Origin of the sequence: Streptomyces sp. NPDC057253, assembly GCF_042669125.1 — a bacterium.
In the GTDB taxonomy this organism is placed as follows: domain Bacteria; phylum Actinomycetota; class Actinomycetes; order Streptomycetales; family Streptomycetaceae; genus Streptomyces.
In genome coordinates this window covers 1-14,442 of sequence record NZ_JBHUXV010000041.1, presented here as the reverse complement: position 1 = coordinate 14,442, position 14,442 = coordinate 1, and the positions used below count along the sequence as shown (strand labels likewise).

13 protein-coding genes and 1 pseudogene are annotated in these 14,442 nt (G+C 70.6%); 5 read left to right on the top strand and 9 right to left on the bottom strand.

Annotation, left to right across the window (positions count from 1 at the left end; genetic code table 11):
* The first annotated feature begins 32 nt into the window (after positions 1-32).
* Both ACFULQ_RS22685 and ACFULQ_RS22680 read left to right on the top strand, forming a co-directional pair.
* Entirely contained in the window at positions 33-1,040 is a 1,008-nt protein-coding gene (locus ACFULQ_RS22685) for an ABC transporter ATP-binding protein (protein ID WP_383546629.1), read from the top strand.
* A complete protein-coding gene (locus ACFULQ_RS22680; protein ID WP_383546628.1) occupies positions 1,027-1,932 on the top strand; it encodes an ABC transporter permease in 906 nt (301 codons plus the stop codon). Before ACFULQ_RS22685 ends, ACFULQ_RS22680 begins: the two co-directional genes overlap by 14 nt.
* Here ACFULQ_RS22680 and ACFULQ_RS22675 read toward each other — a convergent pair.
* Both ACFULQ_RS22675 and ACFULQ_RS22670 read right to left on the bottom strand, forming a co-directional pair.
* Entirely contained in the window at positions 1,922-2,512 is a 591-nt protein-coding gene (locus ACFULQ_RS22675; RefSeq protein ID WP_383546627.1) for a flavodoxin family protein, read from the bottom strand. The genes ACFULQ_RS22680 and ACFULQ_RS22675 overlap by 11 nt on opposite strands.
* Positions 2,513-2,612: 100 nt before the next feature.
* Positions 2,613-3,077 carry a hypothetical protein gene (locus tag ACFULQ_RS22670; RefSeq protein ID WP_383546626.1) on the bottom strand — a complete coding sequence of 155 codons (465 nt, stop codon included), beginning with the start codon at positions 3,075-3,077 and terminating at the stop codon, positions 2,613-2,615.
* 163 nt (positions 3,078-3,240) lie between these two features.
* Between ACFULQ_RS22670 and ACFULQ_RS22665 the strand changes: the two genes are divergently transcribed.
* Entirely contained in the window at positions 3,241-4,635 is a 1,395-nt protein-coding gene (locus ACFULQ_RS22665) for a hypothetical protein (protein WP_383546624.1), read from the top strand.
* 14 nt (positions 4,636-4,649) lie between these two features.
* Here ACFULQ_RS22665 and ACFULQ_RS22660 read toward each other — a convergent pair whose 3' ends face one another.
* Together ACFULQ_RS22660 and ACFULQ_RS22655 are read right to left on the bottom strand one after the other, a co-directional pair.
* The gene (locus ACFULQ_RS22660; RefSeq protein WP_383546623.1) at positions 4,650-5,600 is read right to left on the bottom strand and encodes a M28 family metallopeptidase; all 951 of its coding nucleotides are present in this window, start codon (positions 5,598-5,600) and stop codon (positions 4,650-4,652) included.
* A gap of 217 nt (positions 5,601-5,817) precedes the next feature.
* Positions 5,818-6,285, bottom strand: coding sequence for a VOC family protein (locus ACFULQ_RS22655; RefSeq protein WP_383546622.1), 468 nt, complete (start codon positions 6,283-6,285; stop codon positions 5,818-5,820).
* A gap of 171 nt (positions 6,286-6,456) precedes the next feature.
* On the opposite strand from ACFULQ_RS22655, the pseudogene ACFULQ_RS22650 reads away from it, so the two are divergent.
* Positions 6,457-7,713 (top strand): annotated as a pseudogene (locus ACFULQ_RS22650) (MFS transporter); the annotation flags it as partial.
* 32 nt (positions 7,714-7,745) lie between these two features.
* Here the strand turns inward: ACFULQ_RS22650 and rarD are convergent.
* On the bottom strand, positions 7,746-8,750 hold the full coding sequence (gene rarD / locus ACFULQ_RS22645; protein WP_383546621.1) for an EamA family transporter RarD: 1,005 nt from the start codon (positions 8,748-8,750) through the stop codon (positions 7,746-7,748).
* A gap of 116 nt (positions 8,751-8,866) precedes the next feature.
* Positions 8,867-9,721, bottom strand: coding sequence for an SDR family oxidoreductase (locus ACFULQ_RS22640; protein WP_383546619.1), 855 nt, complete (start codon positions 9,719-9,721; stop codon positions 8,867-8,869).
* Between the two features lie 91 nt (positions 9,722-9,812).
* Here ACFULQ_RS22640 and ACFULQ_RS22635 point away from each other — a divergent pair, with 91 nt between their 5' ends.
* Positions 9,813-10,229, top strand: coding sequence for a winged helix-turn-helix transcriptional regulator (locus ACFULQ_RS22635; protein WP_383546618.1), 417 nt, complete (start codon positions 9,813-9,815; stop codon positions 10,227-10,229).
* A 91-nt stretch (positions 10,230-10,320) separates the two neighbouring features.
* Here ACFULQ_RS22635 and ACFULQ_RS22630 read toward each other — a convergent pair whose 3' ends face one another.
* From ACFULQ_RS22630 to ACFULQ_RS22620, 3 genes are all read right to left on the bottom strand, one after another.
* Positions 10,321-11,400 (bottom strand): 2-oxoacid:ferredoxin oxidoreductase subunit beta, encoded by a 1,080-nt coding sequence (locus tag ACFULQ_RS22630; RefSeq protein ID WP_383546617.1) that lies wholly within the window; start codon positions 11,398-11,400, stop codon positions 10,321-10,323.
* Positions 11,393-13,321, bottom strand: coding sequence for a 2-oxoacid:acceptor oxidoreductase subunit alpha (locus ACFULQ_RS22625; protein WP_383546615.1), 1,929 nt, complete (start codon positions 13,319-13,321; stop codon positions 11,393-11,395). Before ACFULQ_RS22625 ends, ACFULQ_RS22630 begins: the two co-directional genes overlap by 8 nt.
* Before the next feature lie 232 nt (positions 13,322-13,553).
* The gene (locus ACFULQ_RS22620; protein ID WP_383546697.1) at positions 13,554-14,213 is read right to left on the bottom strand and encodes a LuxR C-terminal-related transcriptional regulator; all 660 of its coding nucleotides are present in this window, start codon (positions 14,211-14,213) and stop codon (positions 13,554-13,556) included.
* Positions 14,214-14,442 lie beyond the last annotated feature (229 nt).

The following is a 14,442-nucleotide window of genomic DNA, read 5'->3' as shown; positions in this document are numbered from 1 at the left end:
TCCCCCACGGGTACGACGAATCGAGGGAGCCGATGGACCAGCCGTCCGCCACGGAACCGGACCCGGAGGGGTTGGGTGACAGCGCAGGCGGTGACGTGGGTGCGCGGGACGAGAGCGTCATCCACACCCACGCCCTCACCAAGCGCTACCGCGGCGGACAGCTCGCCGTGGACGGTCTCGACCTGACCGTCCCGGCGGGCAGCGTCTTCGGCTTCCTCGGCCCCAACGGCTCCGGCAAGACCACCACCATCCGCATGCTGATGGGCCTGATCGAACCCACCTCCGGCTCGGCGCGCGTCCTGGGCCACCCCATGCCGCGCGCCTCCCGGACCGTCCTGCCGCACGTGGGCGCCCTCATCGAGGGCCCGGCCCTCTACGGCTTCCTCTCCGGCCGCGACAACCTCGTCCGCTACGACGCCGCCGACCCGACCGCCGACCCGCGCACCCGGCGCGCCCGCGTGGGAGCGGCCCTGGACCGGGTGGGCCTGGCGGCCGCCGCGGGCAAGAAGGCGAAGGCGTACTCCCTGGGCATGAAACAGCGCCTGGGCCTGGCGGCGGCCCTCCTCCAGCCCCGCAGACTCCTGGTCCTCGACGAACCCACCAACGGCCTCGACCCCCAGGGCATGCGCGAGATCCGCTCCCTGATCAGGGAACTGGCCTCGGACGGCACGACGGTCTTCCTCTCCTCCCACCTCCTGGACGAGATCGAACAGGTCTGCACCCACGCGGCGGTGATGGCCCAGGGCCGCCTCATCACCCAGGGCCCGGTGGGGGACCTGGCGGCGGGGGCGAGGGGACGGCTGGTGGTGACGACCCCGGACCCGACGGACGCGGCGCGGGTCCTGAAGGAACAGGGCGTCGCTGACGTGGTCATCGCGGAGGACCGGGTCACCGCCGACCCTCCGGAGGGCGAACTGGCCGACATCAACGCGGCGTTGGTGGCGGCGGGGGTGAGGGTGCGGGGCTTCGCACTGGAGCGAGCCTCCTTGGAGGACGCCTTCGTGGCGCTGACGGGGGAGGGCTTCGATGTCGCAGGCTGACCTCAAGGGGCGCGAGGAACTGCGCGACCAGCCCCCACACCGCGCAAGCCGCCGTACGACCTTCTACGGCACCCTCTTCCGCAACGAACTCCACACCACGTTCCGCCGCTGGCGCACCCTCGCCCTCCTGGCGGTCCTCGCAGCGGTCCCGATCCTCGTGGGCATCGCGGTGAAGATCGAGACCGGCGACGGGGGTTCGGCAGGTGACGGTGGTGGAGGCGGACCCGCCTTCATCTCCCAGATCACCAACAACGGCCTGTTCCTGGTCTTCACCGCCCTCGCCGCGACCCTCCCCTTCTTCCTCCCGATGGCCATCGGCGTCATCGCTGGCGACGCGATCGCGGGCGAGGCCAACGCCGGCACCCTCCGCTATCTCCTGGTCGCCCCCGCGGGCCGCACCCGCCTGCTCCTCACCAAGTACGCGACGGTGATGACGTTCTGCCTGGTCGCCACCCTGGTGGTCGCCCTGTCGGCGCTGGCGGTCGGAGCGATCCTGTTCCCCCTGGGCGATCTGACGACGATCTCCGGCACACAGATCAGCTTCGCGGAGGGGCTGGGAAGAGCCCTGCTGATCGCCCTCGTGGTGGCCGCGTCACTGACCGGCGTGGCGGCCCTGGGCCTGTTCATCTCGACGCTCACCAACAGCGGCATCGCGGCGATGGCCACGACCGTCGGCCTGCTGATCACGGTCCAGATCCTCGACCAGATCCCCCAACTGCACGCTTTGCAGCCGTACTTCTTCTCCCACTACTGGCTGTCCTTCGCCGACCTCATGAGGGAGCCGGTCTACTGGGACGACCTGGTGAAGAACCTGGGCCTTCAGGCGCTGTACGCGGCGGTGTTCGGCTCCGCCGCGTGGGCGAGGTTCCTGGCGAAGGACATCACGGCGTGAGCTGCTCGTAGGGGAACCGCGCGAGCGGAGCCTCCTGCGCGAAGAAGGTCTTCGCGCGGGTGAGGGCCTCGGTGTCCTTGAGGACGTCACCGGGCTTGCTGCCGTTGCCGAGCAGCACCCCGCCGAAGTGCATCCCCATGTACGCGGCGGAGTTGCGCAGGGTGCCGACGAGCGGGTCGGCGACCTCGAACTCCTCGTGGGCCAGCGCGGTGACGCCCCACAGGGTGCGTCCCGCCATGGTCGCCTTGAAATCGACACCCGGGGTGCGCAGCCAGCCCGACCAGTGGTCGAGGTAGCGCTTGACGTGCGCGGAGACCGAGTACCAGTACAGCGGGGAGGCGATCACGATGTCGGTCGCGGCGAGCGTCGCGTCGAAGAGCAGGGCGGTGTGGCCGAGGGTCGGGCGCACATGGTCCGTGTCGTGCCGGAGGTCCTCGAAGTCGGGCAGCGGGTGCTCCGCGAGGTCGATCCACCGCTGCTCGACGTCCGAGGGCAGTTGTTCGGCGGCCCTGCGGGCCAGGAGTTCGGTGTTGCCGTCGCTGCGGCTGCTGCCGAGCACGAACAGGAAGCGGCGCGTCATGGAGATCTCCCGGATGGGCGGCGTACGAAAATAATCGCACGTGCATTATATGCGTACGCATTCACATGTCCAGGGTGGGCCTTTCGGCGGGCCCGGGGTGTCAGTGGGCGGTGGTGGGCTGGACGAGTCGGACCAGGGGCTCCGTGCCGCGGGGCGGTCTGCCGCTCAGGTCGCCGAGGCGCCAGTCGGACACCCAGGGCACCCGGTACACGTCGACGGCGGACTCGATCTCCTTGATCCGGCCGGCGAGGGGGCGGGGGAGCCGCCCGGGGGCGTCCGCGACGAGCACGACGGCGTCGAGGTCGAGGCCCGGCGGATGCTCCCCGTGCCGGAAGCTTTCCAGGGCGCGGCCGACGGCGAGCAGGCCGGCGGCGTGCGTGCGGGCGACGAGCAGCACGGAGGTGGGGGCGCCGGGGCCCGGCCAGTCGCGCCCGCTGTCGTGTCCGCCGTAGACGGTGGCCAGGGTGGAGACGCCGGCGCCACCATGGGTACCGACCCATGCGAACCGCCTCCCGGCCGGGGTCACCGGGCCGCGGATCCAGATCTCCGGCCCCTGATGCTGCACGTTGCTCCGCCTCTCGCCGTACGTCGTCTCGCCTGCCCGCGCCCCGACCCTGTCATCCCACCCGTCCCGCACCTCCTGGAACAGGCCTGTGACAACACGGTGACGTGAGGACCGGGGGCGAGCGGAGAGACTCGACAGTACGCGCACGACCGTGAGGGATGAGATGTCTCGACTCAGCCGCGACAAGAAGCGGGACCAGCAGTGGGGGGCGACCCCGATCGACGTCCGCGTCCCTCTGACGGGCGAGTGCGCGACGGTGGCCGGAACACCGGTCAGCGCACCTCCGGGCGAGGAACTCCACCAGGCCGTCCTGACCCACCTCCACCACCTCGCCCTCACCTCGGGCCACCCCGTCCACGCCACGGTCCACGACGCCCGCATCGGCTACGTGGTCCCCCTGGAGGTCACCACGGACGGCACCAGCCGCTTCACCGCAGACCCTGTACGAATGCCTCCGCCCCCGGAACCGCCCCACGACCCGGCGAAGGCCTTCGAGGCACCGAGCGGCCCGATCCTCCTCGCACCGACTCCGGGTGGGGCGCCGGGAGCCCGGCCGCCGGTGGACGAGCCTGCGCAGGAGGCAGCCCCCACCTTCCGGATGCGGAAGCTCTCCGCGCCGGAGCCGACGGACACCGAACCGTCCCCGACCCACGTCCTACGCCAACTCCCGGACACACAGCCACCCGGCCCGGCTACCTCTCCGGACCACACTTCGGCCCCCACCTGGCCCCCGGCCCCCGGCACCGCCGTACCCCCCACCGGCGCGTTCGGCCCGCCCCCCGTCATGGACGCGCGCCCCGCACCCGCCGCCGAGCCGCTCGCCCCGACCCACTCCGCCTACACACCGAGCCCCCTGCCCCCGACCCCCCTCGCCTCACCCCCCACCGACACGCCATCAACCCCCCTCCCCTCAACCGACTTCCCCACCCCACCCCAACCCCTCCCCTCGGCCGGCTCCGCTCCCACCCCCACCCCCCGTCCCGCCCCCCTCCTCACCCCCGTCCCCCTTCTCGACGATCCCGATCCCCAGCCGGCCCCCGTGCGGGGGTTCGATGCTGTGGCTGAGGCTGTGATGGGGGATGGGCTGGTCGTCGGGGACACGGGCGTGCTCGGGGAGGGGGTCGAGCGGATCAGTGAGGCCGTGCGGGAGGGGCGGACCGAGGTCGCCGCGGAGTTGGCCCAGGAGGTCGTCGGCGAGGCCTCGCGGAGCCTTGGCGCCGAGCACCCCGACGTGCTGCGCGTGCGTGAACTCGCCGCCTACATCGCCTACTTGGGCGGTGAGCCGGTACAGGCCGCGGAGATCTCCCTCGACCTCGCCCGCATCCAGCACCGCGCCGGAGACGCCGAGTCGGCCTACGGCAACATGCAGAGCGCGGCCACCGCGTGGAAGGCCGTACGGGATCCGTCACGCGGCCTGGCCCTCGGCAGCGACCTGCTCGCCCTGTGGACGGAGCTGGCCGCCGGGGAAGGCCCGGCGGCCGACGAACCGGAAAAGCTGGAGTCGGCCCGCTCCCGCATGCTCCGCCTCGCGGAACGCGCGCGGAACGCCAACTCCTAAAGCAGAAAGGACTGTTACTGCGACAGCCCCCACACCGCATACGCCACCGCGTCACTGTTGCGGTCCAGCGCCGTGTCGTCGATGTTGGCCGTCGTGTCGCACGACGAGTGGTAGCAGCGGTCGAAGGCCCGCCCGGACGTCCCGCCCCACTTCGCCGCCTGCGCCGCCGTCTTGACGTAGTCCGCCCCGCTGAACAGCCCGCCCACCGGCACGCCCACGTTCTTGAACGGCGCGTGGTCGGAGCGGCCGTCGCCCTCCGTCTCGATCTCGGTCGGGACACCGAGGCCGGCGTAGTACTCCTTGAAGGTCTTCTCGATGGCCGGGTCGTCGTCGTAGACGAAGTAACCCGGGTTCGGCGAGCCGATCATGTCGAAGTTGAGGTAGCCGCTGATCTTCGCGCGGTTCGCCGTCGACAGGCTGTTGACGTAGTACCGCGATCCCACCAGGCCCAGCTCCTCCGCCCCCCACCACGCGAACCGCAGGTGCTTGGTGGGGTGGAAGCCCGCCCGGGACACCGCCAGCGCGGTCTCCAGGACGGCCGCCGAACCGGAGCCGTTGTCGTTGATGCCCGCGCCCGCCGTCACGCTGTCGAGGTGCGAGCCGGACATGATCACCTGGTTGGTGTCGCCGCCCGGCCAGTCGGCGATCAGGTTGTAGCCGGTGCGGCCGGAGGACGTGAACTGCTGAACGGTCGTGGTGAACCCGGCGGCGTCCAGCTTGGCCTTCACATAGTCGAGCGAGGCTCTGTAGCCGGTGCGGCCGTGTGCGCGGTTGCCGCCGTTGGCGGTGGCGATGGACTGGAGCTGGGTCAGATGCGCCTTCACGTTGGCCACCGGGATGTCCGGGGCCGCGGCCACCGCGGATGTTCCCGCGGGGGCCGCGCCGGCTATGGATCCGCCGGCCAGGAGGGAGACGGTGACGACGACGGCGGCGGCCGTGACGCGTCCGGGAACCGAGAGCTTCATGTGGGGGGCTCCGAATTCCATGGGAGTCCCTGACGTCACAGGAACTCCACTGCGAATGGTGCCTGGATCGTGAAGCTGAGGCTGACTGACCGTCAAGAGCGCAATCCGGACAGGGGAGTTCGTATACCGGATCACCGGACCCACACGCCATCCCGGACCGCACGCCATCCTGAACGCCGTCCCCCGACCGCCACCCGGAACCCGATCCCGACCGCCCTCAGTGGACGCAGAACTCGTTCCCCTCCGGATCCGCCATCACCACCCACGCCCCCGACGGCTCGCTCACCTCGCGCAGCACCCGCGCCCCGAGTCCCGTCAGCCGCTCCACCTCGGCCGAGCGCCTGCCCTCCCCGGGGTGCAGGTCGAGGTGGAGCCGGTTCTTGACCGTCTTCGGCTCCGGCACGCGCTGGAAGAGCAGCCGCCGCCCCAGCCCGGTGCCGCTGTCCTTGTCGTACGGGTCGTCCGGATGCCGTACGGCGACCAGGTCCCGGAAGGCCAGCCGGGCTTGGTGCTCGACGGTCGCCTCGCGCGGCAGCGCGCCGAGCTCCAGCAGCCGCTGGATCAGGGCGTCGTTGTCCTCGGTCTCGTAGTGCAGGGCGGCGGCCCAGAAGTCGGCCTGGGCGTGCGGGTCACCGGCGTCGACGACCAGTTTCCAGTGCAGGGGTGCGGGTGCGGTCTGCGTCATGGAGCCACTTATAGCGGCGAATCAGGTCGCGGGCTGTCCTCTTCGGCGTCACTCGGGAGCGGATCCTCGTGTGCGGGGCCCCGCCCTGATCTCCTGGCGGGTGTCTCATGGGAAGGGGGACGATGTCCCCTCACGTGTTGCCGTGGCCGGTGTCCGCGCGGTGACCCGGTGATGTCGAAGCGCCCGCTTCGGTCGATGCCGCCGGAGGCTGGAGGTGGTCGGGTCATGGGCGCACGCGCCTGGGCGCTGCTGCTCGTCCTCTGCGGAACGATCTTCCTGGAGGGCGCCGACATCGCGATGATGGCCGTAGCGATCCCCTCGGTCCGCGCCGACCTGGGTCTCGCGACCGACACCGCGGCCTGGGTGATGAGCGCCTATGTGCTCGGCTACGCCGGCTTCACCCTGCTCGGCGGGCGCGCGGCCGACCTGCTCGGCCGCCGCCGGATGTTCCTGCTCTGGCTCACCGTCTTCCTTCTCTTCTCGGGCCTCGGCGGCCTCGCGACCGAGGGCTGGATGCTGATCGTCGCCCGCTTCGTCACCGGCGTGGCCGCCGCCTTCATGACCCCGGCCGCGCTGTCCCTGATCACCACGTCCTACGAGCAGGGCCCGCAGCGCGACAAGGCCCTGCTGGTCTACGCCGGCACCGGCGCCGCCGGTTTCTCCCTCGGCCTGGTGATCGGCGGCCTGCTGACCGCACTCGGCTGGCGCTGGGTGTTCTTCGCCCCGGTGCTGATGTCCGCGGCCCTGCTCCTCGCCGCCTTCCGGCTGATCCCGCGCCGGCCCGCCCCGCCCCCGACCGGTCACGGCTTCGACCTGCTCGGCGCCCTGACCGCCGCCGGCGCCATGCTGCTGGCCGCCTACACCGTCGTACGCCTGGAACACGGTCTGGAGGCGTGGTGGTCGACGGCGGCGGCCGCCCTCGCGGCGCTGCTGCTCGGGGTGCTGTTCGTGGTCGTGGAGCGCCGGGCCGCGAGTCCGCTGGTGCGGCTCGGGATCCTGCGGTCGGGGGCGGTCGCGCGGGCGGACCTCGGGGCGCTGCTGTTCGTCGGGGCCTTCTTCGGCTTCCAGTTCGTGGTGACGCTCTACCTCCAGGAACTGCGCGGCTGGTCCTCGGTGCGCACCGCGATCGCCCTGGTGGTCATGGGCTGTGACGCGGTGCTGGCCCCCACCCTCACCCCGAGGCTCGTCGCCCGCTTCGGCAACGTGCGGGTGATCGCCGGCGGCTTCCTGCTGGCCGTGCTCGCCTACGGCCTCTTCCTGCCCGTCGGCATGGACTGGCCCTACCTGGCGATGTTCCCGACGCTGTTCATCGCGGGCACCGCCTTCGCGCTCGCGTACGGGCCGCTGACGATCGAGGCGACGGACGGGGTCGCCGAGTCGGAGCAGGGCCTGGCGAGCGGGCTGCTGCACACGGCGTCCCAGTTCGGCTCGGCGATCGGGATCGCGGCGGTGACGGCGGTCTACGGCCTCGCGGCGGGCGAGTCCAGCGGCTCCGGACCCGAGGCCAGGCTCTCCGCCTTCCGTACGGCCCTGACGGTGCCCGTCGTCATGGTCGTACTGGGCCTGCTGATCTCCCTCCTCAGCGTCCGCGCGGTACGCAGGGCGTCCCAGGTGAGCAGCGTCAACGCCAGCCAAACCAGCGCGAACCCGGCCCAGCGCTCGGGCGGCATCTCCTCGTGGAAGTAGAGGACGCCGAGCAGGAACTGGAAGACCGGCGCCAGGTACTGGAGCAGCCCCAGCGTGGACAGCGGCACCCGGATCGCGGCGGCGCCGAAGCAGACCAGCGGGAGCGCGGTGACGATGCCGGTGGAGGCGAGCAGGGCCGCGTGCCCCGGGCCCTCGGCGGCGAAGCTGAGATCCCCCTGCGAGCCGAGCCACAGCAGATAGCCGAGCGCGGGCAGGAACTGGATCGCGGTCTCGGCGGCCAGCGACTCCACACCGCCGAGGTTGACCTTCTTCTTGACCAGGCCGTAGGTGGCGAAGGAGAAGGCGAGCGTGAGGGAGATCCACGGCGGCCGGCCGTATCCGATGGTCAGGACCAGCACCGCGGCAGCGCCGACCCCGACCGCCGCCCACTGCACGCGGCGCAGCCGCTCCTTCAGCAGCAGCACGCCCATGGCGATGGTGACGAGGGGGTTGATGAAGTACCCGAGCGAGGCCTCGACGACATGGCCGGAGTTCACGGCCCAGATGTAGACGCCCCAGTTCACGGTGATCACGGCGGCGGCCACGGTGACCAGCGCCAGCCTGCGGGGCTGCCGCAGCAGCTCACCGGCCCAGGCCCAGCGCCGTACGAAGGCCAGCGCGACGGCCACGAAGACGAGCGACCACACCATCCGGTGGGCCAGGATCTCGGCGGCCCCGGCGGGCTTGAGCAGCGGCCAGAACAGGGGCACGAGCCCCCACATCCCGTACGCGGCGAAGCCGTTCAGCAGACCTATGTGCCGCTCGCCCCTCGACTTCACGGACCCTCCTCCTCGCACCTTCTCGCCTGCACGAAGGTAACGCCGAGCACCCCCGCCTGTCATGCCCGTATCGCCATACGGTCATGACAGGCGGGGGTGAGGTGCCCGCGGGGGTGTCAGCCCTTGAGCGCGGCCTCGATCGACGCGGCGATCGGGGTGGCCGGGCGGCCGGTCAGGCGGGAGAGGTCACCGGTGGAGACGACCAGCTCGCCCTTCTCGATGGAGGCGTCGACGCCGGCCAGGATCGCGGCGAACGGGCCGGGCAGGCCGGCGCCGGTCAGGATCTCGGTGTAGGCCTCGACGGACACCGGGCTGTAGGCGATCTCCTTGCCGGTCTGCTTGCTGAGCTCGGCCGCGTACTCGGCGAAGCCCCAGGGCTCGTCGCCGCCGAGCTCGTACGTCGAGTTCTCGTGCCCCTCGCCGGTCAGGACGGCCACGGCGGCGGCCGCGTAGTCGGCGCGCGCGGCGGAGGAGATACGGCCGTCACCGGCCGCCTGTACGACGGCGCCGTACTCCAGGGCGGGGGCCAGGTTCTCGGTGTAGTTCTCGTTGTACCAGCCGTTGCGCAGCAGGGAGTAGGGCAGGCCGGAGGCGAGCAGGGCCTTCTCGGTGGCGCGGTGGTCGTCCGCGAGGGCGGCGGTCAGGGTGCCGGGGGCGCTGGTGTAGGCGAGGAGGGCCACGCCCGCGGCCTTGGCGGCGTCGATGACGACCTGGTGCTGGGCCGGGCGGCCCTTGTCGAACTCGTTGCCGGAGATCAGCAGCACCTTGTCGCCGGCGGCGAAGAGGCCGTCGAAGGTCTCGGGGCTGTTGTAGTCCGCGACGGCTATCTTCACGCCCTTCGCCGCGAGGTCGGCGGCCTTCTCCGGGGTGCGGACGACGGCGGTGACCTGCTCGGCCGGAACCTTCTCGATCAGCTGCTCGACGACGTGACGGCCGAGGTGTCCGGTGGCTCCGGTGACGACGATGCTCATGGTGTGCGATCTCCTTGTGGGGTGCGGTTGCACTAACCCTAGGGGAGGCGCTAACTAAGCGAAAGTACCCACTTTGAAGTAAGGTACTGGCATGGCAGTAAGTGCGGTACCTACTGAGCAGATCCTCTCGGAGTCGATGGCGCCGGGCGAGGCGATGTGCCCCCACCGCCTGATCCTGGAACACGTGACGAGCCGCTGGGGCGTCCTGGTCCTGATCCAGCTCCTCGACCGCCCGCACCGCTTCAGCGAACTCCGCCGCGCGATCGCCGGCTACGGCCGCAACGTCAGCGAGAAGATGCTGACGCAGACGCTCCAGACCCTGGAACGAGACGGCTTCCTCCACCGCGACGCCAAGCCGGTAATCCCACCCCGCGTCGACTATTCCCTTACCGACCTGGGCCGCGAGGCAGCGGAACAGGTCCGGGGGCTGGCGGAGTGGACGGTGAGGAGGATGGGGGCGGTGGAGGAGGCGCGGGAGAGGTACGACGCGGCGAAACGGCAGGCCTGAGCGCCTCCCCCCGCCGCGCGTCCCTGACACGTGAACGACGAAGGGCCCGGAAGCCGAGTCGCCTCCGGGCCCTGCGTATGCCGTGCGGCGGTCAGCCCACCACCGTCCAGGTGTCGCCGCCCGCCAGCAGTGCCCCCAGGTCCCCCTTGCCGTTCTGTTCGATCGCCGTGTCCAGTTGGTCCGACATCTGGGTGTCGTAGACCGGGCGGTGCACCGAGCGGAAGACGCCGATCGGGGTGTGGTGGAGGGTGTCCGGGTCGGCCAGGCGGGAGAGGGCGAACGCCGTGGTCGGGGACGCGGAGTGCGCGTCGTGGACCAGGATCTCGGCCTCGTTCGACGGCGTCACCGGCACCACCTTCAGATCACCCGTCGCCGCGTCCCGGACAACTCCCTTGGACAGGTCCGCGCCGAAGCGGATCGGCTGCCCGTGTTCGAGGCGGATCACCGCCTCCTCCGCCTGCTGCTTGTCCTTCAGGGCCTCGAAAGCGCCGTCGTTGAAGATGTTGCAGTTCTGGTAGATCTCGATCAGGGCCGTCCCGGGGTGGGCGGCCGCCTCCCGCAGCACCGACGTGAGGTGCTTGCGGTCCGAGTCCACCGTGCGCGCCACGAAGGACGCCTCCGCGCCGATCGCCAGCGACACCGGGTTGAAGGGCGCGTCCAGCGACCCCATCGGCGTCGACTTCGTGATCTTGCCGACCTCGGAGGTGGGGGAGTACTGCCCCTTCGTCAGGCCGTAGATCCGGTTGTTGAAGAGGAGGATCTTCAGGTTCACATTGCGCCGCAGGGCGTGGATGAGGTGGTTCCCGCCGATCGACAGCGCGTCGCCGTCACCCGTCACCACCCACACCGACAGGTCCCGGCGCGAGGCCGCGAGCCCCGTCGCGATCGCCGGCGCCCGGCCGTGGATCGAGTGCATGCCGTACGTGTTCATGTAGTACGGGAAACGGGACGAGCAGCCGATGCCCGAGACGAAGACGATGTTCTCCTTGGCCAGCCCCAGCTCCGGCATGAAGCCCTGGACCGCCGCGAGGATCGCGTAGTCACCGCAGCCGGGGCACCAGCGGACTTCCTGGTCGCTCTTGAAGTCCTTCATGCTCTGGCGCGCCTCGGCCTTGGGGACGAGTGAGAGCGCCTCGATCGTGCCCGTGCCTTCCGTGGACGTCTCAGCCATCGATGGCCTCCTTGAGAGCCGTGGCGAGCTGTTCGGCCTTGAACGGCATGCCGTTGACCTGGTTGTAGCTGTGCGCGTCGACCAGGTACTTCGCCCGCACCAGCGTGGCGAGCTGCCCGAGGTTCATCTCGGGGATCACGACCTTGTCGTACGCCTTCAGCACCGCGCCCAGGTTGCGCGGGAAGGGGTTGAGGTGGCGCAGATGGGCCTGCGCGATCGACTCACCGGCCGTCCGCAGCCGCCGTACCGCCGCCGTGATGGGCCCGTACGTCGACCCCCAGCCCAGCACCAGCGTGCGCGCCCCGTGCGGGTCGTCCACTTCCAGATCCGGTACGTCGATCCCGTCGATCTTGGCCTGGCGGGTGCGGACCATGAAGTCGTGGTTGGCCGGGGCGTAGGAGATGTTCCCGGTCCCGTCCTCCTTCTCGATGCCGCCGATGCGGTGTTCGAGACCGGGGGTGCCGGGCACCGCCCAGGGGCGGGCGAGGGTCTGCGGGTCACGCTTGTAGGGCCAGAAGACCTCGGTGCCGTCGTCCAGGGTGTGGTTCGGGCCCTGGGCGAACTGCACGGTGAGGTCCGGGAGTTCGTCCAGCTCGGGGATGCGCCAGGGCTCGGAGCCGTTGGCCAGGTAGCCGTCCGAGAGCAGCATCACCGGCGTGCGGTACGTCAGCGCGATACGGGCCGCCTCCAGCGCCGCGTCGAAGCAGTCGGCCGGGGTGCAGGGCGCGACGATCGGCACCGGCGCCTCGCCGTTGCGCCCGAACATCGCCTGGAGGAGGTCCGCCTGCTCGGTCTTGGTCGGCAGACCGGTGGACGGGCCGCCGCGCTGGATGTCGATCACGAGGAGCGGCAGCTCCAGGGAGACGGCGAGTCCGATGGTCTCCGACTTCAGCGCCACACCCGGGCCGCTCGTGGTGGTGACGGCCAGGGACCCGCCGAAGGCCGCGCCCAGGGCGGCACCGATGCCCGCGATCTCGTCCTCGGCCTGGAAGGTCCGGACGCCGAAGTTCTTGTGCTTGCTCAGCTCGTGCAGGATGTCCGAGGCCGGGGTGATCGGGTACGAGCCCAGGAACAACGGCAGGTCCGCCTGGCGAGACGCGGCGACCAGCCCGTAGGACAGCGCGAGGTTCCCCGAGATGTTGCGGTAGGTGCCGACCGGGAAGGCCTTGGTGGCCGGCGCGATCTCGTAGGAGACCGCGAAGTCCTCGGTCGTCTCACCGAAGTTCCAGCCCGCCCGGTAGGCCGCCAGGTTCGCCTCGGCGATCTGCGGCTTCTTCGCGAACTTGGTCCGCAGGAACTTCTCCGTGCCCTCGGTGGGCCGGTGGTACATCCACGACAAGAGGCCGAGCGCGAACATGTTCTTGCTGCGCTCGGCCTCTTTGCGACTGAGGTCGAAATCCTTGAGTGCCTCGACGGTCAGCGTGGTCAGGGGGACCGGATGCAGGCTGTATCCGTCGAGCGATCCATCCTCCAGCGGCGAGGCCGCGTACCCCACTTTCTGCATCGCCCGTTTGGTGAACTCGTCCGTGTTGACGATGATCTCCGCGCCGCGCGGCAGATCCGCGATGTTCGCCTTCAGGGCGGCGGGGTTCATGGCCACGAGCACGTTCGGCGCGTCACCCGGGGTCAGGATGTCGTGGTCGGCGAAGTGGAGCTGGAAGGAGGAGACGCCGGGCAGGGTTCCGGCAGGGGCCCGGATCTCGGCGGGGAAGTTGGGAAGGGTGGACAGGTCGTTGCCGAAGGACGCCGTCTCCGAGGTGAAACGGTCACCCGTGAGCTGCATCCCGTCACCGGAGTCGCCCGCGAAACGAATGATCACCCGGTCGAGACGGCGGACATCCTTCACGCCCGGCTCTTTGCGCTGCTCTCCCACGACGGCTTCGTCGGCCTGCTCCGCTGGGCTGCTGACCTGACTGGTCACTGAACTGGACCTCCCTCGAGGCGGCTGTTCGGGAGCGGCCTTCCCGCAGGCCTTCCCAGGATCAACCCTACGACCGCAGGGGTCCCCTTCCCTCGGCCATTCGCATGATGGACGTGGTTTTGAGACGGTACGGCGCCCTGACTTGTCACCATTTGCACGCCCCCGGCGCTTTCCTTGAAGACGCTCCCTGGGTTCCCGTGGTTCTCCCACTTCCTGACACGGTGTCAGATGCTCATGAGTTCAGATAGGTGAGCACGGCCAGCACCCGTCGGTGGTCCCCGTCGCTCGGGGACAGCCCGAGCTTCAGGAAGATGTTGCTGACGTGCTTCTCGACGGCCCCGTCGCTGACCACGAGCTGCCGCGCGATCGCCGAATTGGTCCGGCCCTCGGCCATCAGCCCGAGCACCTCCCGCTCCCGGGGCGTGAGACCCGCGAGCACGTCCTGCTTGCGGCTGCGTCCCAGCAGCTGAGCGACCACCTCGGGGTCCAGGGCGGTACCGCCCTCGGCCACCCGCACCACCGCGTCCACGAACTCACGCACCTCCGCGACCCGGTCCTTGAGCAGGTACCCCACCCCGCGGCTGGACCCGGCCAGCAGCTCGGTGGCGTACCGCTCCTCCACGTACTGCGACAGTACGAGTACCCCGAGACCGGGATGTTCCTTGCGCAGCTGTACGGCGGCTCGCACGCCCTCGTCCGTGTGCGTCGGCGGCATCCGCACATCGGCCACGACCACGTCGGGCAGCTCGCCCTGGGCGCCCAGCTCACCGATGGTCTTGATCAGCGCGTCCCCGTCGCCCACACCGGCCACGACGTCGTGCCCGCGGTCGGTCAGCAACCGGGTCAGGCCCTCCCTCAGCAGCACCGAATCCTCGGCGATGACCACCCGCACCCTGTCCTCCACGACCCTCGGCCCCCCGCCCACTCCCTGCCCACCCACTGAACAGGTCCAGCATTCCAGCATTCGGATGCGGAGGGGCGCGGGCAACGGGATTAGGGGCCCCAGATACGAACAAAGGCCCGAGAGCGGGGGGTCACGGCTGGATCCCGGCGCGGGGGGTCGGGTGCGTGGCTTCTGGTCGCCGGTTCAGCTGTGTCAGCCCGTCCGGCGTTTGAGGACG

Bases quoted from the DNA above. Each gene is read 5' to 3' on its own strand.
- ACFULQ_RS22685 (WP_383546629.1), top strand. From the start codon at position 33: ATGGACCAGCCGTCCGCCACGGAACCGGACCCGGAGGGGTTGGGTGAC.
- ACFULQ_RS22680 (WP_383546628.1), top strand. From the start codon at position 1,027: ATGTCGCAGGCTGACCTCAAGGGGCGCGAGGAACTGCGCGACCAGCCC.
- ACFULQ_RS22675 (WP_383546627.1), bottom strand. From the start codon at position 2,512: ATGACGCGCCGCTTCCTGTTCGTGCTCGGCAGCAGCCGCAGCGACGGC.
- ACFULQ_RS22665 (WP_383546624.1), top strand. From the start codon at position 3,241: ATGTCTCGACTCAGCCGCGACAAGAAGCGGGACCAGCAGTGGGGGGCG.
- ACFULQ_RS22660 (WP_383546623.1), bottom strand. From the start codon at position 5,600: ATGAAGCTCTCGGTTCCCGGACGCGTCACGGCCGCCGCCGTCGTCGTC.
- ACFULQ_RS22655 (WP_383546622.1), bottom strand. From the start codon at position 6,285: ATGACGCAGACCGCACCCGCACCCCTGCACTGGAAACTGGTCGTCGAC.
- ACFULQ_RS22640 (WP_383546619.1), bottom strand. From the start codon at position 9,721: ATGAGCATCGTCGTCACCGGAGCCACCGGACACCTCGGCCGTCACGTC.
- ACFULQ_RS22635 (WP_383546618.1), top strand. From the start codon at position 9,813: ATGGCAGTAAGTGCGGTACCTACTGAGCAGATCCTCTCGGAGTCGATG.
- ACFULQ_RS22630 (WP_383546617.1), bottom strand. From the start codon at position 11,400: ATGGCTGAGACGTCCACGGAAGGCACGGGCACGATCGAGGCGCTCTCA.